18 protein-coding genes are annotated in these 19,713 nt (G+C 54.9%); 10 read left to right on the top strand and 8 right to left on the bottom strand.

Annotated features, from left to right (window positions below; translation table 11 throughout):
• Positions 1-11: 11 nt before the first annotated feature.
• Complete coding sequence (locus tag ACIP6T_RS15635) at positions 12-689, bottom strand: YecA family protein (RefSeq protein ID WP_400458042.1); 678 nt, start codon at positions 687-689, stop codon at positions 12-14.
• Positions 690-902: 213 nt separating this feature from the next.
• On the opposite strand from ACIP6T_RS15635, the gene ACIP6T_RS15630 reads away from it, so the two are divergent.
• The 3 genes from ACIP6T_RS15630 to ACIP6T_RS15620 all read left to right on the top strand — a co-directional run bounded on the left by ACIP6T_RS15630 (position 903) and on the right by ACIP6T_RS15620 (position 3,407).
• Positions 903-1,919 (top strand): isopenicillin N synthase family dioxygenase, encoded by a 1,017-nt coding sequence (locus ACIP6T_RS15630; protein WP_400458040.1) that lies wholly within the window; start codon positions 903-905, stop codon positions 1,917-1,919.
• A gap of 17 nt (positions 1,920-1,936) precedes the next feature.
• Entirely contained in the window at positions 1,937-2,719 is a 783-nt protein-coding gene (locus tag ACIP6T_RS15625) for a MetQ/NlpA family ABC transporter substrate-binding protein (RefSeq protein WP_400458039.1), read from the top strand.
• Positions 2,720-2,921: 202 nt separating this feature from the next.
• On the top strand, positions 2,922-3,407 hold the full coding sequence (locus ACIP6T_RS15620) for an RcnB family protein (RefSeq protein WP_345827327.1): 486 nt from the start codon (positions 2,922-2,924) through the stop codon (positions 3,405-3,407).
• Here the strand turns inward: ACIP6T_RS15620 and ACIP6T_RS15615 are convergent.
• Positions 3,404-4,852 (bottom strand): PLP-dependent aminotransferase family protein, encoded by a 1,449-nt coding sequence (locus tag ACIP6T_RS15615; protein ID WP_400458038.1) that lies wholly within the window; start codon positions 4,850-4,852, stop codon positions 3,404-3,406. The genes ACIP6T_RS15620 and ACIP6T_RS15615 overlap by 4 nt on opposite strands.
• Positions 4,853-4,959: 107 nt before the next feature.
• Between ACIP6T_RS15615 and ACIP6T_RS15610 the strand changes: the two genes are divergently transcribed.
• Positions 4,960-5,667 carry a GNAT family protein gene (locus ACIP6T_RS15610; protein WP_345827326.1) on the top strand — a complete coding sequence of 236 codons (708 nt, stop codon included), beginning with the start codon at positions 4,960-4,962 and terminating at the stop codon, positions 5,665-5,667.
• Positions 5,668-5,733: 66 nt separating this feature from the next.
• Here ACIP6T_RS15610 and opgB read toward each other — a convergent pair whose 3' ends face one another.
• Both opgB and ACIP6T_RS15600 read right to left on the bottom strand, forming a co-directional pair.
• The gene (gene opgB / locus ACIP6T_RS15605; RefSeq protein ID WP_400458037.1) at positions 5,734-8,025 is read right to left on the bottom strand and encodes a phosphatidylglycerol--membrane-oligosaccharide glycerophosphotransferase; all 2,292 of its coding nucleotides are present in this window, start codon (positions 8,023-8,025) and stop codon (positions 5,734-5,736) included.
• A 215-nt stretch (positions 8,026-8,240) separates the two neighbouring features.
• Positions 8,241-8,630, bottom strand: a complete 390-nt coding sequence (locus ACIP6T_RS15600; RefSeq protein WP_345827324.1) for a tautomerase family protein — start codon at positions 8,628-8,630, stop codon at positions 8,241-8,243.
• A 120-nt stretch (positions 8,631-8,750) separates the two neighbouring features.
• Between ACIP6T_RS15600 and ACIP6T_RS15595 the strand changes: the two genes are divergently transcribed.
• Positions 8,751-9,674: a LysR family transcriptional regulator gene (locus ACIP6T_RS15595; RefSeq protein ID WP_097095026.1), complete on the top strand. Its 924-nt coding sequence runs from the start codon at positions 8,751-8,753 to the stop codon at positions 9,672-9,674.
• Here the strand turns inward: ACIP6T_RS15595 and ACIP6T_RS15590 are convergent.
• Entirely contained in the window at positions 9,648-10,661 is a 1,014-nt protein-coding gene (locus ACIP6T_RS15590; protein ID WP_400458036.1) for a glycosyltransferase family 32 protein, read from the bottom strand. The genes ACIP6T_RS15595 and ACIP6T_RS15590 overlap by 27 nt on opposite strands.
• Positions 10,662-11,078: 417 nt before the next feature.
• Here ACIP6T_RS15590 and ACIP6T_RS15585 point away from each other — a divergent pair, with 417 nt between their 5' ends.
• Positions 11,079-12,029, top strand: a complete 951-nt coding sequence (locus ACIP6T_RS15585) for a YncE family protein (RefSeq protein WP_097095024.1) — start codon at positions 11,079-11,081, stop codon at positions 12,027-12,029.
• Here the strand turns inward: ACIP6T_RS15585 and ACIP6T_RS15580 are convergent.
• Positions 12,022-12,576, bottom strand: a complete 555-nt coding sequence (locus ACIP6T_RS15580; RefSeq protein WP_097095023.1) for a histidine phosphatase family protein — start codon at positions 12,574-12,576, stop codon at positions 12,022-12,024. The two genes, ACIP6T_RS15585 and ACIP6T_RS15580, sit on opposite strands and share 8 nt — an antisense overlap.
• A 584-nt stretch (positions 12,577-13,160) precedes the next feature.
• Between ACIP6T_RS15580 and ACIP6T_RS15575 the strand changes: the two genes are divergently transcribed.
• The 4 genes from ACIP6T_RS15575 to ACIP6T_RS15560 all read left to right on the top strand — a co-directional run bounded on the left by ACIP6T_RS15575 (position 13,161) and on the right by ACIP6T_RS15560 (position 18,132).
• Positions 13,161-14,558: an MFS transporter gene (locus tag ACIP6T_RS15575; RefSeq protein WP_097095022.1), complete on the top strand. Its 1,398-nt coding sequence runs from the start codon at positions 13,161-13,163 to the stop codon at positions 14,556-14,558.
• Positions 14,559-14,633: 75 nt separating this feature from the next.
• Positions 14,634-15,656: a LacI family DNA-binding transcriptional regulator gene (locus tag ACIP6T_RS15570; RefSeq protein WP_400458035.1), complete on the top strand. Its 1,023-nt coding sequence runs from the start codon at positions 14,634-14,636 to the stop codon at positions 15,654-15,656.
• Positions 15,657-15,668: 12 nt separating this feature from the next.
• Entirely contained in the window at positions 15,669-16,652 is a 984-nt protein-coding gene (locus tag ACIP6T_RS15565) for a nucleoside hydrolase (protein ID WP_097095020.1), read from the top strand.
• 259 nt (positions 16,653-16,911) lie between these two features.
• On the top strand, positions 16,912-18,132 hold the full coding sequence (locus tag ACIP6T_RS15560) for an MFS transporter (RefSeq protein ID WP_097095019.1): 1,221 nt from the start codon (positions 16,912-16,914) through the stop codon (positions 18,130-18,132).
• On the opposite strand, the gene ACIP6T_RS15555 is transcribed toward ACIP6T_RS15560, so the two are convergent.
• Both ACIP6T_RS15555 and fhuF read right to left on the bottom strand, forming a co-directional pair.
• Complete coding sequence (locus tag ACIP6T_RS15555) at positions 18,129-18,593, bottom strand: YbaK/EbsC family protein (RefSeq protein WP_400458034.1); 465 nt, start codon at positions 18,591-18,593, stop codon at positions 18,129-18,131. The genes ACIP6T_RS15560 and ACIP6T_RS15555 overlap by 4 nt on opposite strands.
• Positions 18,594-18,687: 94 nt before the next feature.
• Positions 18,688-19,482 (bottom strand): siderophore-iron reductase FhuF, encoded by a 795-nt coding sequence (gene fhuF / locus ACIP6T_RS15550; protein ID WP_400458033.1) that lies wholly within the window; start codon positions 19,480-19,482, stop codon positions 18,688-18,690.
• Positions 19,483-19,713: the final 231 nt, after the last annotated feature.

Below are 19,713 nucleotides of genomic sequence, written 5' to 3'. Positions count from 1 at the left end.
CGTGTCGGGGATTATTTACCGCAGCACTGCTTGTACTTTTTGCCGCTGCCGCACGGGCAAGGATCGTTGCGTCCGGTTTTTGCCCCGGCAAAGTGCGGTAACTGTGGCTCGGGATCCGGTTGCGCCATACGCTGTTCCTGCCAGTACTCATGCAGCTCTAACGCGGCAGGCCGAATCGCATCGATGCTGGCTTCAAACTCTTCTGGCGTGAAAGCTTCACGCTTCGCCAGCTGCTCTTCGCTGCCGTGTAGAGTAATAGCCTCCATCATCGGCTGCAGGGATGCCGGTAGCAGTGACCAATCCGCATCCAGCGCCACGCCGCGCAAATAGCCGTAGCACCAGTCTTCTACCACGGTAAATTCCTGGCCTTCCATCTCTTGCGTACCGAACAGTGGATCAAACTGCTCCGGGAATTCGGCCAGGCGCTCAGCAATGTCGTTGAGATGCTGGAAAGTCAGCGTCATAAAGCGATCCATTTCACGCTCGTTGGACCACTTAGGAATGTGCTTTTTGCCGCCCCACATCGCCACCAGCCACTCGCTCGGTTCGATATCGTTTGGGCCGGAAAGCAGTGCCGTCAGCATGCCATCCAGCTCGGCGGTATCCACCACCGAGTGTTCATTGCCGTATTTCTCCAGCATATCTTCAAGCCAGTTCAGCTCTTTTTCCGTTAATGGGCCCTGGTTCATACGGCGTCTCCTGCTTTGTCATTAAGGGCAATGCCCAAGTTAATGGCGGCGATTATAGCGGGAAGCGGGCGTGATTTACCGCTTTTTGCATATCGATTGCTGAACCTATCCTAAAAATCATTCGCCATAACATAGTGCACAACAGTATTGGCTGCTATTGCCGACAGATGGCAGCGTAAACACCGAACGTTTCCCGATAAAGGATGAAAAAGTATGGCAACCACTTTGCCGGTACTGGATTTAGCGCTGCTGGAATTGCCGGATGCTGAACAGGCGCACTACCTTGCCGAACTGCGGGAAACCGCACGTGACGTTGGTTTTTTTTATCTGGTTAATCATGGCATCAATCCGCAGCTGCTGCAGAACGTGCAAAGTATCACGCGGGCCTTCTTTGCATTGCCGGATGACGAGAAACAGCGCGTCTCGATGATTCACTCGCCGCACTTTCGCGGCTACAACCGCGCGGGCGTGGAATATACCCGCGATCAGCGCGATCAGCGCGAGCAATTTGATATTGGTGCCGAGCGCGAGGCGCTGGCGTTGCAGCCGGGCGATCCGGCGTGGAAGCAATTGCAAGGTCCTAATCTCTGGCCGGAATCGCTGCCGCAGCTGCGTCCGGTGATCCACGCCTGGCAGCAGGCGATGACGCAGGTTTCGCTGCGCTTACTGCGCGCCTTTGCCCGGTCTCTTTCACTGCCGCCGGATGCGTTCGATGCGCTGTACGGTACGCATCCCAACGAACATGTGAAGCTTATTCGCTATCCCGGTCAGGCGGCAGATGCCAGCCAGCAAGGCGTTGGCGCCCATAAAGACTCTGGGTTTCTTACCTTTTTGTTGCAGGACGATCAGCCGGGTTTACAGGTGGAAGTGACGCCTGACCATTGGGTGGATGCGCTGCCAAAACCGGGCGCGTTCGTGGTGAACATTGGCGAACTGCTGGAGATTGCCACCAACGGTTATCTGCGCGCTACCGTGCACCGCGTGATATCGCCACCCGCCAGTCAGGAGCGGTTATCAATCGCCTTCTTTCTTGGTGCGCAACTGGATGCCGAAGTCCCGCTCTACTCGTTGCCACCAGAGCTGGCGGCGGAGGCGCGCGGCCCCACCAGCGATCCCCGCAATCCGCTGCTGCGCGAAGTGGGCTGGAACTACCTCAAAGGGCGTTTGCGATCGCATCGCGACGTGGCGCAGCGTTATTACGCTGACACTCTCCATAGCGTTAAATCATAAGAAACTAAGGGAAGCTCATGAATAAAAAGGTGATAGCAGCGTTAGCGATGATGTCGGTATTCAGCACTTATGCTTCGGCGGCGGCATTGCGCGTGGCGGCGGATGCGGTACCGCACAGTGAAATCCTCAACCACATCAAGCAAACCGACAAGAAGCTCGATCTTAACGTGATTGAGCTTAACGGCAACCTCAACGCCAACGAACTGCTGGCGCGGGGGGATGTGGATGCCAACTACTTCCAGCACGTTCCCTATTTGCGCGATCAGGAAAAAGCGCTGGGCGAGACGTTTTCGGTGGTTGCCACCGTGCATATTGAGCCGCTGGGCATCTATTCGCACAAAGTGAAATCATTGAAAGATCTGCCTGATGGTGCACAGGTGGCGGTGCCGAACAACGTGACCAACCTGAGCCGCGCCCTTTATCTGCTGCAGGCCAATGGTTTGCTTAAACTGAACAGCACCCGCGCCAACACCCTGGTGACCAGCGCAGACATTACCGACAATCCACACCATTTGAAGATTATTGAAGTTGAAGCGCCGCAGCTGCCGCGCGCGCTGGACGACGCGCAGCTGGCGATTATCAACGGCAACTACGCCTTGCAAGCGGGTTTAGTGCCTTCGAAAGATGCGCTGGCGCTGGAACAGGCGAAGGACAACCCCTACGCCAATGTGCTGGTAACGACACCTAAGCTGGCTAAAGATCCACGCATTCTCGAATTAGCGAAAGATCTTGAGTCAAAGCAAACCGCTGAATTTATTAACCAGCATTACCAGGGATCGGTTATTCCTGTTAATCAATAATGCTCGCCACCCCCTGTTTTTGGCAGGGGGCGGTGATTGCCATTAACATGGTTGCTTGCAATTTTACTGCGCCAAAATTCGCCTCAGCTGAGGTATGCTGAGCAGCGAAATTTGACGCGCCAGGCGCGCCGGGGGAACCTTCAGCGTGCTGCGCTTGTCAGTAAATTGGACAGTTAATAATTAACCAGAGTGGAAATCACCAATGCGCAGGACACACGTCACCCTTCTTTCTGCAGGAATTTTTCTGGGCGCTTTAAGCCTTACTCCGGCCGCGCTGGCGGAAGGCGAGCAAACGGATAACGTACCGCCGCCGCCGCAGGTGCAGCAGCCCGCACCCGATGCACAAACACAGGCGCCAACTGCCGATGCACCTGCCAGCAATGAACCGGCCGAATCGAGTGGCGATGTAGCACCTATTCGTCCACCGCAAAGCGGCGATGCTGCTGCACCAAACAATTACGATCTGACGACCATTATCATCGACTACAAAGAGTACAAAGTGGGCGATGTGGTGCCAGACGAATACCGTAAAAAGCAGTACACCATTGTCGAATGGCAGCCGCGTCATCTGCCGGCACCGCAGCCAGGCACACATTGGGCCTATATCAACGCCAACTACATTTTGATTACCGATGATAGCGGCAAGATCGTAATGGGCAAATCGGGTGAAATCTTCTTCCGCGGTTAATCCCCGCGCAGCAGACGCGCTAGCTGCGCAACACCTGCCATAATCTGGCTGGTGCTGGTGTTACCGTAACCCAGCACCAGCCCTTGCTGCTTCTGCTCGCCAAGATAAAATCCTGATAGCGCACCTGGCGCAAAACCACTCTGAATCAATCGATCCACCATCGCCATATCGTTGTGTTCCTCCGTTAACGATAACACTAAATGCATTCCGCAATCCCCACCCAGCAATGGCACCTGCATGCCAAAGGTGTGCTGCAAGGCCTGGCGCAACGTTGCCTGGCGCTGACGATACAGCCGGCGCATTTTGCTCAGGTGACGGCTAAAGTCGCCGCTGCGTAAAAACAGTGCCAGAGCCTGCTGCTCGGGACGATTGCCACCGCGCAGCAGTTCATGCAGAGCAGGGCGTAGCGGCGCGATGAGCTGCGCGGGCATGACCATGAAGCCAAGGCGCAGCGCGGGGAACAGCGTTTTACTGAATGAGCCAATATAGATCACTGGCGTGGGCTGCATCATGCCCTGCATGGCAGCGATCGGCTCACCGCTGTAGCGAAAATCACTGTCGTAATCATCTTCAATAATCCACGTTTGATGTTCACGTGCCGCCGCCAGCAGCGCCAGACGGCGCGGGGCACTCATGATCGCGCCGGTAGGATATTGGTGGGTTGGCGTGGTGTAAATCAGCCGCGGCGTCCGCTGCTGCCACTTTTCCGGCCCGGCGACCAACCCTTGTGCATCAACGGCTACCGGCTCAATACGCATATCGCCCAGGCGCATTGCGGCTTTTGCACCGCGATATCCGGGCTCCTCAACCCATCCAGTGTCGCCTGGGTTGCTGAGTAGCGCGACGCACAGCGTGAGTGCCTGCTGCGCGCCTTCGGTGATCACGATTTGCTCGGGCGTACAGCGAACGCCACGCGCCAGAGCAAGATGTTGCGCCAGCGCTTCCCGTAGCGTGCGCTCACCGAGGGGATCGCCATAGCCCAGCAGTTGCTGTGGCTGATGCAACATCACCCGGTTCAGCGCGCGTCGCCACTGCGCCAGCGGAAAATGGGCCAGCGAAGGAATGCCTGGCCGCAGCGCCATCTCCTGACTGAACGTGCGATGGCTGGATCGCAGCTGGGCAATGCGCGGCGACAACGCGATCTCACTGCTGACGTATTGCGCATGGTCATCAGGCAACTGCGCCATGTGGGTGATATGACTGCCCTGACGATCGCTCAGTAGAAAACCTTCAGCTTGCAACTGCGCGCAGACCGCAATCACCGTATTGCGCGAGACGCCCACTTCCAGTGCCAGCTGGCGCGTGGCGGGCAAGCGCGTGCCTGCGGTGAGTTTTCCCGCCAGAATGGCCTGTTTGATGCGCTGGAATAGCTGTTGTTGCAGCGTCTGCTCGCCCTTTCGCTCCAGCGGGGCCAGCAACAGTTGATGCAGTTCAACGTCACTCATTTATGCGTTTCCGTGGATCCATCAATTTGCGTCATTGTGGCGCTTTTTAACACGCCAGCAAAGTGGCACTCTGCTTCTCAGGCCCTTACACAGAAAGGAAATGAGGAATGTCGCACTACATCAATGCCTATGGACAACCTGTCGGCGCACCCTTGCCGGATTGGCAGCCCCGCGCCTGGCCGAGCTATGAAACTTTCGCCGGGGAGTATTGCCGCCTTGAGCCGCTGAATGCGCAACGCCATGGTGGTGAATTGTATGCCGCTTATGCGCAGGCGGGTGATGGTCGCGACTGGACCTATATGTTCGCCGAACCCTTTGCAGATGAAGCCGCTTATGTTGCCTATGTGCGCAAGCTGGAAAACGGTCGCGATCCGATGCATTTCGCGGTGATCGATTGCCACAGCAATCGTGCGGTGGGAACCCTGGCGTTGATGCGCATTGATGCTACCCACGGCTCGGTGGAAGTTGGGCACGTGGCTTTTTCTCCGTTACTCAAGCAAACCCGCATGGCAACAGAAGCGCATTATTTGCTGATGCGCTATGCCTTTGATCAGTTGGGCTATCGCCGCTATGAGTGGAAATGCGATAGCTGCAATCAGCCCTCACGCAACGCGGCGCGGCGCCTGGGATTCCAGTTTGAGGGAACATTCCGACAAGCGATCGTCTATAAAGGCCGCAGCCGCGATACCTGCTGGTTCTCAATCATCGATAGCGAATGGCCGCAGGTGAAGCAGGGCTTCGAGCGCTGGCTAGCGGCGGAGAACTTTAATGCGGATGGCACGCAGCGCGAGAGGCTGGAAGCGCTGCGCCCTTAATGGCACATTCATACGCACCGGGTCCCAGCTAAAGCGGTAGCTACCCGGAGTAGCTACCGCTTAGCTTTACGGCTGAGGGATGATTTTTATATCCACCATACCGATACCTAATCGGCGCGGATCCTGGCCAATGATATTGCCCACATTCGACTCCTGCGGTTCCGGCGGGACAATAACCAGGTTGCGGCTGCCGGTTGGGTTGGTGAAATGCAGCGTGGTGGTGGTGAAGTCTTCACCCAAATTCAGCTGCTGTTCCTCATCGCCCACGCGCACTGGAATGGCGCGGTGTGCATTCGGGCCATAAGCGCGAGCGGTGATCACCAGATCAAAGCGTTCGGGCAGCGGATCGTTATATTCAATGTTCACTTCAGGCGCCAGATTGGCGTTTGACCAGCGTCCCCAGCTTTCAGGACGCGATATCCCCTTAAAGCTTTTAACGCTGTTGGGCGCGCCAGGCACCGTCAGCAGGAAGCTATCCGCATTGTAACGAATCGCATTGTCTTCGATGCGTATCTGCTGTTCATTAAGCTGGAACGTCTCTGCGCTGACCTCGGCTTTTGGGAACGCTGCCTTACCTTTCCAGAGGGGTTTATCAATGCGGGTAACACGAGGTTTGGCACCCATTTGCCCCATCGATAGGCATAAATCGTTTGAAAGCGCCAAATCTGGCTGCCACAGGCGAGCCATTTTAAAGCAGCGATCCACCCAAACGAACTTGTCAGCGGCAGCGAATTTGGCCAGCTGATAGCGCAGGGGTTCCGAATATTCGCCTTCCGGCAGCGGCTCGACATGCTTATCGGAAACGCGGAACAGAATTGGCAGCTTGAAGGTCGCGCCGGAGAAGCTGAAGGTGTTTTTCTGCTGATCGATGGTGATAGCGTCCATTTTGCTGGGGAAATTCCACAACTGAATAATATCCGCCTTCCAGCCAATAACGCGCTTTGCCATATCGTCGAACTGGGTCGACAGCGAGGTAGAAGAGAGACCGCTGCGGCCAAGGCCAATGGCATTATCGCCGCCAAGAATATCCAGCACGGTCGCACCGTTATCCAGCGTGCTGCGTTTGCTGTCGAGCACCTGCGCCTGTGGCTGATCCCCACGAATCACCATAAACAGGTCATGGCGCGGTTGCTTAATCAAATACTGATGCGCGGTGTTATTCATTGCCAGATGATCGGAGGTCACGACAATGATGGTGTTCTTAAACCACGGTGAAGCCTTGATGCGCGCAATCAGGCGCGCCACATGCTCCTGCGAGCAGGCCACAGCGCTGAAAGACTGGTTGGGTTTGCCATCATAGCTGTAACTTTTTCGCTGGCAGCTACGCGAGATAAAGCCATCAGGATGATGTGTATCTACCGTTAGTGTGAACAATGCGAAGCGCTTTTGTGTACGTGACAGCTCCTCGTATTTCTCAAAAACCTCATCCATCACCGTATCGTCGTAGTAGCCCCAGTTATTGCGATAGTTAGGGTCTGCTACCCGGCTTTTCAGCTCCTGCGAGCCGTACATATTGGCCGCGTCAAAACCGTGTGAAAGCAGGAAGGTGTCTTTACCGGCAAAGCGTAAATCCGCCCCCTGGATAAACCAGTTTTCATAGCCAGAATTTTTCAGTATGTCGCCAAGACAGATGTTCTGAGGATAGAAACTGGAGAGTGATGCCGAGGCATTGCCATCGAAAGGGGCAAACAGCGGAATGCCGCACTGAGAAGCGACCATACCTGCAATCGTGTAATCAGTGCCGGGCAGCTGCTCGGTTTGGCTGAAATCGATGCTGTTATCTTTTTCGCGGCTCAGTTCCGGCGCAAGGCCGGGAAAGGCGTGCTGATCAAAATAGGTCCGTTCGAGACTTTCGCCGTAGATGTAAACCAGATTGAGCTTCGGTTCGGCAATGACCTTATTTGGCGTTTTGTAATAGCTTTCGAAATCGGAGTCAGCGGCGCGCGTATGTGAGGAGATCAGTTCTTTCACCTGGCGAAACGCAGGCGTGGTTTGCACGGAACCGGCGGCACAGGCAATCGCCAGCAAACTCCACCCGAGGTGATGCTGTGTCTTACGTCGACGTAATAGCCACGAAAGCAGGCAAAACAGGGAAAACAGGCCAATGATTAAGCCAATGGCTGGCACCACATATTTGCTCACGCCTGCGCCAGTCAGGCTGTTGGTCAGGGTGTACAGGACGGCGTCATTAATGCCGTCACCGGTAAAATAGTTGCTGGCGATCAGCGTGACGTTCAGCACGATGAACAGGGTGAGCAACAGCAAAATCACACTAAACCAGAATTTATTTCGCCCAGCTTTATAGGAGTAGACTGCAATCGCAGCCAAAAAGAGTACAACCGAAAACAGTTCGGACAACGTCAGATCCTCATCTTGAATGAATACGCATTCCCTGCGCCAACGACCCTCTTTGGGGGTTTTTGCGTCAATCTATATTGGGTGTCATATTGCTGCAACACATCCAACCAGATTTGTGCGATGCATTCCGATTCGTTTAAGGCGAGTTTAAGCAGGCTGTGGTTTGGCCTGGCAGCAACGCAACGGCTGCTGCCAGCGAGGGCAGAGGCGAGGGATTAGAGTTTTCCGGTCAGATATTGCGCTTCACCGTCGGCAAAGCTCCAGTCACCTTTACTGTTGGTGATAAAACTAATCATCAAATCAGTGCCCCTGACGCCACAATTTTCCAGTAGCTCGCGCGCTAACTCTGCCATGAACAGACACTTTTGTTCTTCACTTCTCGGGCTGGTATAGACGCGCACCATGACCAGATTATCGCTGCGCTCAAACCCTAAGCCAGTGTCCTGAAAGACCATCTGGTAGCTTTTGTTTTCGTGAACAATCTGATACCGATCGCGTGTGGGCACTTTAAAAGCAGTTAACACCGCGCGATGTGCGGCATCCAGTAAGGTGCGTAACTCTGCTTCAGAACGGCCCTGAATCACATCAAATGTCAGTAATGGCATCAATAAACCCTCGTTTTTGCGTAGATGAAAAGAGTAGGATGTGGCGCTATGCTGCCGCTTGCTGCAGGAAAGAAAAAGCGCGCTGGTTAAAATGATTATTTATTATTTTGAACAATCTATATGAAAGAAATTAAAACCGATCACCTTTGGGTACATTTGCATTGGCTTACGGTGCTGGCCGAGCTGGGTAGTTTTACCCGCGCGGCTGAGCGATTAGACGTCAGCAAAGCGGCGATGAGCCAAAAGATTAAAGAGCTGGAAAAAATGGCGGGCGTGGCGCTGGTGCAACGCACCACGCGCAGCGTGCGGCTCACCTCTGCCGGGGAAAAGCTGGTGGACGAGCTGCGCGATCCGTTTGCGCGTATTGCGCAGAGTTTTTTCAGCGTGCGTGATGAGGCCGGTCCGGTGCGCGGCATGGTGCGCGTCACCGCGCCGGTGGCATTTGCGCGTCAGCAGCTGGTGCCGATTATTGGCGATTTCTTGCGCGATTATCCGCAGGTACGTTTGCAGCTGGACGTTACCGATCGTTTGGTGTCGCTGGGCAGCGAAGGCTTTGATTTGGCTATCCGTCACAGCGATAACCTGCCGGAAACGCATGTCGCGCTACCGCTGTGTGAAACCCAGGCGCTGCTGGTCGCGTCGCCCACCTATCTGGCACAGCACGGCATGCCCGACTCGCCGCAGGCGTTACAGCAGCATAACTGCCTGTATTATCCGCGCGGGCTGGAGTCGCCGCAGTGGCGCTTCCGTCCCGCAGGCGGTGATAGCGAAACGGTGCAGGTAAAAATTCAGGGAAACTTTGCCACTAACAACAGCGAGTCAATCCGCGACGCGGCGTTGCAGGGATTGGGGATCGCGATGTTGCCCGATTTCAGCGCCAGTGCGGCGTTAGCCAGCGGCACGCTGCAGCAGGTTCTGCCGCAGTGGCAAACGATTGATGCCTTCGCCAATCGTTTGTGGGTGGTGCGCCCGTATGCTGCACAGGTGCCGCGGGCGGTCACCACCTTTATCCACTGGCTACGCGCGCGCTTTGTTGATGGGTGACGCCAGCGCAACAGGCGAGTGCGGCTGCATCATCTGACCCAATAAGCTGCTGCGATTGTAGTGACCCAGACGCAGATTAAAGTCGAGATGCAGCTGTTCATCACCGCTCAGTTTGATGATCGGCGGTGGCGTTTGTGGACGTTGGTGGAACAGCACCGCGTGGGTAAACGCCTCGCTTTTCCAGCCGCTCAGGCGCTGATAGTAATAGGCATTGGCCTCGCATTTACGCAGATAGAGATTGACCCGGCGATATTCTCGCATCGCGACCTGCTGTGCTAACGATCCCAGTTGCTGCTGCGGCTCGGCTATTTTTTGCGTCAGCAATGCATAATCATCGCGCTTACTTAATTCACTGAAATAATTCTGCTCACCAAGATGTTTGACGGGCGCGTAGTGTTTCTGCCATTCGCGGATAAAGGGATTATTGGGCGCAGCGGCCAGGAACCAGCTCTCAATCACCGGCGCAAGAAAATTTACGGTAGAGATTTCGCGATAATAACCAATCACATCCATGCGACGTTCCTGATGCGCGCGATGCACCCAGGAAAGATCTTCAAATAATAACGTGCTGCAATCTATGGCTATGCCGCCATAACGCAACAGTAATTCCAGACGAATCACTTCACTCTTTTGCTGCGCCGTTAATTGAGAAGAGGTAAATATAAAGTCGGGCAATACTTCTTTTACCGTTAGACGGTTTAATAAATGTATCTCATGATCGGGATTATCCTGACGAATTTTTTTAATATTTAATGCCATGGATTTTGGTAAATATTCATTATCCCAATACAGCCAAACTTTTTTCGGAATTTCTGGCAAATCTTTGTCACCAGAAAGTAACACGATATTCTCCTCTTCGCTGGGATCGTATTCCGGCGCACAGAGCGCATTATGCTGTTTTTTCTGCAGGAAAGTCTGGCTGGTAAAGGCAAGCCTTTTCCAGTTGTGCCAGAGCGTTAACGCTGGCTGGAGGCGTTTTTTAGTCATGATGCACCTGATTATTGTGATTATGGCGGCAAGGCTTCCCTGTTACTGGCGCTGAGCGCTCTTCGTTATCCCTTTCTTTGTGCTGTGTAAGAACCTACTTTCTTATGCTTAATAAAACATTCTGTGCGATGAGGCTATCACTTTTTGCTTCTTTCAGATAAACCGGAAAATGAAGGATCCGTTAAGCTTTACATAAAGGGTAAATAAAAGGGGGGATGGCTGTTAATTATATTTTATCCACTTAAGATTATTCCTAATAAAATAACGATACTGCCGCTAACGATGCGACCCGCTTTAAAAAATGGGCGTCAGATCACTGGTTAATCCTGCTGCATTTTTCGCTGGCCCGCCGCGAACATCCCACCGCTATGGTGGGTTAGCTACGCTTAAAGAAGGTGATTAACAAAAGGAGACGCTATGCAGCAACATAACCGTGGATTACTGGCGGTCGATAAGCAGGGCAATCGCGTACTGTTTCTCAATCCAGACACCTTCGCTGTAGAGCAAGAGCTCAACGCATTTCCACCACGCCCGCATGAGCTGTTGCTGTTGCCACAGCTGGAGAAGGCTTACGTACCCATCTATGGCGATGGTATTCATGGCGACAATCCGCATCCGGGCCATAAAGTGGCGATTATCGATTTGCGTTTACGCCAGATCAGCGGCTTTATCGATTTATCACCGTTGAAAGGGCCGCATAGCGGCCAGCTAGCACGTGACGGCAAAGTCTATCTCTGTTGTGAAACCAGTGCGGTGGTCGCGGTGATTGATCCCGTTAGCGATCGGCTGGAAAAAACTATTCAGCTGCCGTCGCATAATGCGCATCGGCTCACGCTATCACCCAGTGGACGCAAGTTATTTACCGAGAACGAAGAGGATGCCAGCATTACCGTGGTCGATCTGTGTGAGGCGGAAGGACGCATTATCGATAATATCCTGATGCCCGGCCCCATTTCAGGCATCGCCGCCTCACCTAAACATCCCTACCTGGTCGCCAGTGCGGCCGATGCTCCGCTGCTGTATGTGGTGGATCGGCAAAGCCACCGCATCCGTCAGCGTCTGACGTTGCCAGGCCATCAGCAGCCTTGTCAGGTGGTGCGCTTTAGCGCCAACGGCGAGCGGCTGGTGGCGATAGGTGATCAGGAGCCGATGGTGACGCTGTTCGACGATCTGCTTAATCCACTTGGTGATATTCATGTAGGCAATAAGCCGATGGATGGTTGCTTCAGTGAAGATAACCACAGCCTGCTGATTGCCAACGAAGGTGATGGTTCACTCAGCCTGATTGATTTGCTGCAAATGAAGGTGATTGCCACGCCGCAGGCTGGCACCGGCTGTGAAGTGCTGAGCTATTTCAGGCTTAAATAAACGGGCGGTGATAAATCGCACTGCTCCAGTGACGGCTGCTGGCGTGTTTCTCTGCCTGCCAGCCGCGCTTACGCAACTCACGCGCGATGAGCTTATTCATGATGCCGTGTCCTACCAGCAGCACCGTGCCTTGCTGCGACAGTGCCACCAGTTTATCCGCCGCACGTCGCGCCCGATCGCGCGCATGCTGCACCGATTCGACATGCCCTGAATAGCCGCATAGCCAGAGAAGACGTAACAATGCCAGCCAGACGCTGAGCGGCAGGTGCGGGCGCGCAAACGGCAGGGTAGGCATCGCGACTTCGCTAAACACGGCGTCCACCGCCTGCGGCTGCAAGCCCAGACGCGCTAAAGAGGAGCGTGCACGCGGCAGCGGGCTGGTGACGATCACGCTTGCCTGGCGCGCAATGGTCACGCTGCGCGGCGGCGGAGAGTCGCAGATCGTAGCCTGATCGTAGCCTTCACTCCACGCGGCCAGCGCTTGTGCCGTGAAACGTCCGGTGACCGGATGATCGGGTTTTCCGTGGCGCATAAGGATGATGGTCATAAGGCTCCCGAATGATCTGGCTTCAGTGTAATGCAGTTGCAGGGTGCATCGCGCGTAAGCGAAAGGTTTTAAGAGTAATACGCCCTTGTCATTAAACCTTCACTGAACTGTGCGAAAAACAGCGCGATGGAAAATCATTTGCCTGCACTGAATGGTAAGCAATTATCGTCAATTACGCGTTTTTGGATGTTTTTTTGCTTACCGGCATTAGCTGTAATGTCATGAATTAACGCCTTTTTTATCTCGTGCCCCAGAGTTATAGTGAAGATTAATTAATAAATATCACGATTATCGCTTGATTTATCTACGCGCGTAGATAGACTGTATTCACAGTGATAACTCACGGTGCCAGAGACGAAGTTGGCCTTGAGATGACCCAGTTACATTTGCCTCACTAATGCGATCGATGAAAATTACATCGGCGGGTAAAGGCGAAGAAGCGAATTCCAACACCAGGGAATTCTTTACTGATTTTTCATCCAGGTTTGCCTACTGAACGTCGTCACCGGGGAGTTCCGCTTGTTGCAAGGGAACTGACCCACGGAAGGGCGTTTGCTATTTTTACCTCTATCAGGGAAATGGTTATGACGGTACATCACTCCGTTTCGCAACAAAGCTCACTCAACTCCTCCTCTTCAGCTGCCGACGCGCGGCTTGAAACAGATGCTGGCCGCAAAGATTTCTGGCGCGCCACGTTCTCCTGCTGGCTTGGCACCGCGATGGAATATGCGGATTTTGCCCTTTATGGCCTGGCCGCCGGAATTATTTTTGGCGATGTTTTCTTCCCCGAAGCCACTCCGGCCATTGCGTTACTCTCCAGTTTTGCTACCTGGTCGGTGGGCTTTATTGCCCGTCCGATTGGGGCGCTGCTGTTTGGCTGGATAGGCGATCGTAAAGGCCGTAAAACGGTGATGATCGCCACCATCATTTTGATGGGTGCCTCCACCACGCTAATTGGTTTGATTCCTTCCTATGCCAGCATTGGCGTCTGGGCACCGGCGTGTCTGGTGCTGCTGCGCTTTACCCAAGGATTAGGCGCTGGCGCGGAACTGTCGGGCGGCACGGTGATGCTCGGCGAATATGCGCCGGTTGAGCGTCGCGGCCTGGTCTCGTCAGTGATTGCCCTTGGATCGAACAGCGGTACGCTGATCGCCTCGCTGGTATGGCTGGCGGTCATTCAGATGGATAAAGAGAGTTTGCTGGCGTGGGGCTGGCGTATTCCTTTCCTCAGCAGCGTAGTGATTGCGGTGGTGGCACTGTGGATTCGCCGTCACCTGCGCGAAACGCCGGTATTTGAGCGTCAACAGGCTGAATTGCAGGCCGAGCGCAGCGCGACGCTGGCGCAGGCGGAAGAGGACGTCGATACCCGCAGCTTCTGGCAGCGCAGTCGTGCATTCTGGGTCATGGTTGGTTTACGCATCGGCGAAAATGGCCCGTCCTATCTGGCGCAGGGCTTTATCGTCGGTTACGTCGCGAAGGTGCTGATGCTCGACAAATCAGTTCCCACTACAGCGGTGTTTATCGCTTCGCTGCTGGGCTTCCTGATCATTCCTTTTGCCGGTTGGTTGTCGGATCGCTTTGGCCGCCGCATCACCTACCGCTGCTTCTGCCTGCTGCTGATGTTCTACGCCTGGCCTGCATTTAGCCTGATGGATAGCCACGATCCGGCAATTGTCATTGCGGTTATCGTCGTGGGCATGGCGCTGGCATCGCTGGGCATCTTCGGCGTGCAGGCGGCGTGGGGTGTAGAGATGTTCGGCGTGAAGCGTCGCTATACCAAGATGGCGGTGGCGAAAGAGCTGGGGTCTATCCTTTCAGGAGGCACCGCGCCATTAGTGGCGGCGGCGCTGCTATCGTTTACCGGACACTGGTGGCCGATTGCGGTTTATTTCTCCGCGATGGCCAGCATTGGTTTTCTCACCACCTTCGTGGCGCCGGAAACGCGCGGACGCGATCTCAATCTGCCGGAAGATGCAATCTGACCCGCAGAGTCGCGTAAATCATCACAGCCATTGGCCGGATATTCCGGCCAATGGCCTTTACGCAGAGGCAAAGGAATGGCGAAGTCTCCAACCGGAAATGTGACACGTACCGATGTTGCCAAAGTGGCGGGAACGTCGGTGGCAGTGGTCAGTTACGTGATCAACAACGGTCCGCGTCCGGTGGCGGAAGCCACGCGGCAACGCGTACTGGATGCCATCAAACAAACCGGCTATCGCCCCAATGCCGTGGCTCGCGCGCTGGCTTCCGGCAGCACCAAAACCTACGGTTTAGTGGTGCCGAATATTGGCAATCCCTTTGTTGCTTCAATGGCGCACATGCTGTTACAGGAATCGCTGAACCACGGCCACGTCATGCTGCTGGGCGACGCCGGTGATGACCGTAAGCGTGAGCTGGAGATCATTCAGGGGTTGCTCAATCGTCAGGTGGATGGCCTGTTCTACAACAGCGTTGATCGCCATCCCTATATTGATGTGATTCAGGCCAGCGGCACACCGCTGGTGATGCTGGATCGTATCGAGCCGCGCCCGGGCGTCAGCATGCTGCGCGTGAATGAGCGCGAGGCGGCACGTCAGGTCACCGCACATCTTCTCAGCCACGGTTATCAGCAGGTGGGCATGATCAGCGGTCCGCTAGACATGCTTAATGCGCAGGATCGTATCCAGGGCTGGCGTGATGCGCTGGCGGAGAAAGGACTGCTGGCGGATGAGGCGATGATTTTCCCCGCCAACTATACGCGTCAGGGCGGCTATGACGCTGCGCAGCGCATGGTGGCGAGCAGTTGCCTTCCTCACGCGCTGTTTACCAGTAATGAAGGCCAGGCGATTGGCTGCATTCGCGCGCTGTCGGAGCATGGACTGCGCGTGCCGCAGGATGTCGCGCTGGTGTGTTTTAACGGCACCGATCAGTCGGCATTTCATGTGCCAACGCTTACTACCGTCCGTCAGCCGCTGCGCGATATGGCGCGCAGTGCGATAGCCATGCTCAAGAACTGGGATGGCGACGCACAGCTGGCGGAATTTCCTCACCATTTAGAAATTGGTGAATCCTGCGGCTGCCAGCTTACTCAACAACAATAAAACTATAACTCTATGAAAAGACTGATTATCGATTGTGATCCAGGAAACGGTATTGCGGGTGCTAACACCGATGATGGCCTGGCACTGGCGTTAGCGTTGGCATCAAAGTCGCTATCGCTTGAGCTGATCACCACCGTAACCGGCAACACGCCGAGTGCGGTTGGCGCGCAGGTAGCGAAAGATTTGATGCAGCGGCTGGGGCTCAATATTCCTGTGGTGCAGGGGGCATTGCAGGCCTTGCGGGAAGATCCTGCGCCATGGCGCGCACGGCTTGACCATGTTGCCGATGAAAAGCTGGGAGAACTTTGGCAGGGCGTGCGTCAACCGCAGCGTATTCCCGCCGATGGTTATGACGCCGCTGGCGTCATGGGGCAGTTGATTTGCGACAATCCTGGCGAATTTACCTTGGTGGCAATCGGCCCGTTAACCAACGTGGCGCTAGCGCTGCAGCGTTATCCGCAAATGGCAGAGTCGGTGGCGGAGATTGTTATCATGGGCGGCGTGTTTGCGCTGGATGATTACATCAAAGACACTAATTTTGGCCTCGATCCAGAAGCGGCACATCAGGTGCTGCACAGTGGCGCAACCATCACGCTGGTGCCAATGGATGCCACTACGCAAACCTTGCTGACCCATCAGGATCTGACGCGTCTTACCGCCAACGATCATCCGCTGCCGCAGTTTGTGCGTGAGACGCTGCGACCGTGGATCGACTATTCAATTCGCACCCGTCATCTGCCAGGCTGCTGGATTCATGATGCGCTGGTGGTGGCGTGGCTGCTTAACCAGCGTGTCGCTGACGGTGTTGATTACCACGTGGATATTGAGCTGCGCCCGGGAGCCACGCGCGGTAAGAGCTGGCGCTATCGCACCCCGTTGCGACTGGATGTAGGCGTGCCGGAACAGAGCGGCGCGCTGGTGCATGTGATTCAAACCGTTAATAACGCGCTGCTACTTGAGATGATCGAAAAGGCGTTTAATCAGCTGAAACGCTGAACCGTTTTTCAGGTGCGCATACATGCGCACCCTACGATGCTGTAGGGGCGCCATTTATGGCGACCCATCCCTCACTTTCCCGCGCGACACGCTTTCTTACACCTCGAATCACTCGCTGACAATTCCCGCCTCAAGTCACCTTTCTGACATGCTATATACAAATAGTTAACACATTAGTAACCGATGCAATTATTTGCGCGGTAACTTCTACAATAAAATCCGGCCAACGATCCGGAAGCTAATCAGACAGGATACCTACATGTTTAACTGGACTGCGACCCAGCGCAACGTGGCTTTTGCCAGTTTCGCGAGTTGGACGCTGGATGCGTTCGACTTCTTTATCTTAGTGTTTGTGCTTAGCGATCTTGCCCAATATTTCCACACCAGCGTCTCCGACGTTTCCATTGCCATCATGCTTACGCTGGCGGTTCGCCCGATTGGCGCACTGATCTTTGGACGTCTGGCGGAGAAATATGGTCGTCGGCCGATTCTGATGCTGAATATCGTTATGTTTTCGCTGTTTGAGCTGCTGTCGGCGTGGTCACCTAATTTCGCAGCATTCCTGGGTTTCCGGGTGATTTATGGCGTCGCAATGGGCGGGATTTGGGGCGTAGCGTCGTCGCTGGCGATGGAAACGATTCCGGATCGCTCACGCGGTTTAATGTCGGGTATTTTCCAGGCCGGTTATCCGTGCGGCTATCTGCTGGCTTCCGTGATTTTTGGTCTGTTTTTCGAAACGGTTGGCTGGCGCGGAATGTTCCTGATTGGCGCATTGCCGATTCTGCTGCTGCCGTTCATCTACTTTAAAGTCCCGGAATCCCCGGTATGGCTGGCGGCGCGTGAACGCAAAGAGAGTACCGCCTTGCTGCCGATCATTCGTAAACATTGGAAAATCTGTATCTACATGGTGCTGCTGATGGCCTGCTTTAACTTCTTCAGCCACGGCACGCAGGATCTGTATCCCACTTTCCTGAAAGTGCAGCATCAGTTCGATCCGCACACCGTCAGTATTATCGCCATTAGCTACAACATCGCGGCAATGCTGGGCGGGATCACTTTTGGTGCGCTGTCGGAGCGTATTGGCCGCAAGAAAGCCATTATTCTGGCGTCGTTCCTTGCGCTGCCGGTGTTACCGCTGTGGGCATTTTCTAGCGGTTCCTGGATGATAGGCATCGGCGCATTTCTGATGCAGTTTATGGTGCAGGGCGCGTGGGGCGTGGTACCGACTTATCTCACCGAACTGGTGCCCGCTAATGCGCGCGCGGTGCTGCCGGGCTTTGTTTATCAGCTGGGTAACCTGATCGCCTCGGTTAATGCGACGGTGCAATCACGCATCGCCGAGGCGCACGGCGGCAATTATGGCCTGGGCATGGCGATTGTGGCCGGGACGGTGGCGGTGCTGATCTGCGTCTTAGTGGCGTTTGGTCGCGAGACGCGCGGCATCGAAATTTCCGGTGCTGCCGCGCGCGAGACGCGTTAAAGCGCCTCGCAGACGTCAATCCATTTTGCCGCGGTGAGATCTGCCATACGCTGCGGTGAAATGCGTACTGCACTATGAATCGATCCGGCTGCTGGCAACACTTCTTCGAAGCTGCGTAGCGTGACATCGCAATAGACGGTCAGCGGGTTTTCCAGCCCGAACGGGCACACGCCGCCCACCGGATGTCCGGTCCAGTTCACCACTTCATCCACGCTTAACATGCGCGCTTTGGCGCCGAGCGCCGCCTTGAGCTTGCGGTTGTCGAGGCGTGCATCGCCACGCGTCACAATCAGCACCACGTCATCTTTCACTTTTAGCGACAAGGTCTTGGCAATCTGCCCCGGCATAACACCATGTACGCGTGCGGCCAGCTCAACGGTGGCGGTGCTTTCCGGCATCTCGATGATGTCGATATCCGGTGCATGTTCGGCAAAGAAGTGCCGTACCGACTCCAGGCTCATTTTTTTCTCCGGTAAAAACAGAGCCAAAAAATGCCATAAGGCAGGAAAACTGTAAACGAGAGAAAAGGAGAATCTGTAACAGAATGCGCGAGCGTTACACCGCTTTTAACGTGCAGTTACCGCAGCGCTCAACGTCGGGGATACGATAGCGCTGACAGCAGCTGCGTCGCTCCATTTCGCCATTACGCGGGATCATGGTGCGGTACAACGGGTTATCACTGCCATCCCGCAGCGATTTGCTGAAAAACAGCGCCTGCTCCAGTTGTAACACTGTGTGTTGCGGCAGCTGGTTTTTTAGCTCGCCCAGAAACCAGTAAAACGAATAGCCCATGTTGTTCCAGATGAGTTTGGCGTTGATATCGCCGTGCTGGGCCATACCGTTGACCGCAGGAATCAGGCATTGCTGAATCAGGCGATCGATGCGCTGCTGCCCATTGAGATAGCGCGCGTCTTCATCTTCCTGCACATCGATCCAGAAAGCGCAGGGGTGTCCGTTTTCGTGGAATTCAACGTGAATAAGATGCGGCGAGCAGTTCAATGCGCGCGGTTCCAGCAATAGCGCCATCATTAGCGGCGGCAACAACAAGCCAAAATACCATTGCGCCCAAAGCGACTGCAGCGGCTTGGCTTCCTGCTGAACATCGGGATGGTCACGGTAGAGGTAATCGCTGTAGCGCTGCGTCAGGCGGCGAAAGTGAACGGGATTCGACCACTCGGCTAGCGTTAAGGTTCCGGCAGGTGCCGGTTGGCCCAGCTTGAGGTTGTCCAGCATATAGCTGCGTTGATCGCGCATCAGATCTTCCAGCGCGCTCGCTAAGCTGCGGTCGCTCTGCATGAAGATCAGGGGATGCTCGCTGTAGCGATGATCCAGACGCGTGATGATGGCCATGCCGGTCCTGAGTGATAACGGGAATCGAGAGACAAATGATAATCGTTCCCGGTTTATTGCACAACTTTTCTGCACGTGTGGTACGTTTGGCCTGGTGCGCATAAATGCGCACCCTACGGGTTACATCGCAGGAACGCCATTCATGGCGACCAGGGTTCAATCCACGCGAAAGACAGGCCGTACCGCCGCCATTTATGGCGACCAGGTTTCAATCCGCGTGAAAAGACAGGC

The sequence above is a fragment of the Pantoea sp. NPDC088449 genome (assembly GCF_044753225.1).
Classification (GTDB): domain Bacteria; phylum Pseudomonadota; class Gammaproteobacteria; order Enterobacterales; family Enterobacteriaceae; genus Pantoea; species Pantoea floridensis.
The sequence above is the reverse complement of the archived record's forward strand: the minus strand, read 5'-3'. Positions and strand labels throughout refer to the sequence as shown.

What these genes read in the sequence shown, in the direction of transcription:
- ACIP6T_RS15635 (WP_400458042.1), bottom strand. Translation starts at nt 689, where the DNA reads ATGAACCAGGGCCCATTAACGGAAAAAGAGCTGAACTGGCTTGAAGAT.
- ACIP6T_RS15630 (WP_400458040.1), top strand. Translation starts at nt 903, where the DNA reads ATGGCAACCACTTTGCCGGTACTGGATTTAGCGCTGCTGGAATTGCCG.
- ACIP6T_RS15625 (WP_400458039.1), top strand. Translation starts at nt 1,937, where the DNA reads ATGAATAAAAAGGTGATAGCAGCGTTAGCGATGATGTCGGTATTCAGC.
- ACIP6T_RS15620 (WP_345827327.1), top strand. Translation starts at nt 2,922, where the DNA reads ATGCGCAGGACACACGTCACCCTTCTTTCTGCAGGAATTTTTCTGGGC.
- ACIP6T_RS15615 (WP_400458038.1), bottom strand. Translation starts at nt 4,852, where the DNA reads ATGAGTGACGTTGAACTGCATCAACTGTTGCTGGCCCCGCTGGAGCGA.
- ACIP6T_RS15610 (WP_345827326.1), top strand. Translation starts at nt 4,960, where the DNA reads ATGTCGCACTACATCAATGCCTATGGACAACCTGTCGGCGCACCCTTG.
- ACIP6T_RS15600 (WP_345827324.1), bottom strand. Translation starts at nt 8,630, where the DNA reads ATGCCATTACTGACATTTGATGTGATTCAGGGCCGTTCTGAAGCAGAG.
- ACIP6T_RS15595 (WP_097095026.1), top strand. Translation starts at nt 8,751, where the DNA reads ATGAAAGAAATTAAAACCGATCACCTTTGGGTACATTTGCATTGGCTT.
- ACIP6T_RS15590 (WP_400458036.1), bottom strand. Translation starts at nt 10,661, where the DNA reads ATGACTAAAAAACGCCTCCAGCCAGCGTTAACGCTCTGGCACAACTGG.
- ACIP6T_RS15585 (WP_097095024.1), top strand. Translation starts at nt 11,079, where the DNA reads ATGCAGCAACATAACCGTGGATTACTGGCGGTCGATAAGCAGGGCAAT.
- ACIP6T_RS15580 (WP_097095023.1), bottom strand. Translation starts at nt 12,576, where the DNA reads ATGACCATCATCCTTATGCGCCACGGAAAACCCGATCATCCGGTCACC.
- ACIP6T_RS15575 (WP_097095022.1), top strand. Translation starts at nt 13,161, where the DNA reads ATGACGGTACATCACTCCGTTTCGCAACAAAGCTCACTCAACTCCTCC.
- ACIP6T_RS15570 (WP_400458035.1), top strand. Translation starts at nt 14,634, where the DNA reads ATGGCGAAGTCTCCAACCGGAAATGTGACACGTACCGATGTTGCCAAA.
- ACIP6T_RS15565 (WP_097095020.1), top strand. Translation starts at nt 15,669, where the DNA reads ATGAAAAGACTGATTATCGATTGTGATCCAGGAAACGGTATTGCGGGT.
- ACIP6T_RS15560 (WP_097095019.1), top strand. Translation starts at nt 16,912, where the DNA reads ATGTTTAACTGGACTGCGACCCAGCGCAACGTGGCTTTTGCCAGTTTC.
- ACIP6T_RS15555 (WP_400458034.1), bottom strand. Translation starts at nt 18,593, where the DNA reads ATGAGCCTGGAGTCGGTACGGCACTTCTTTGCCGAACATGCACCGGAT.
- fhuF (WP_400458033.1), bottom strand. Translation starts at nt 19,482, where the DNA reads ATGGCCATCATCACGCGTCTGGATCATCGCTACAGCGAGCATCCCCTG.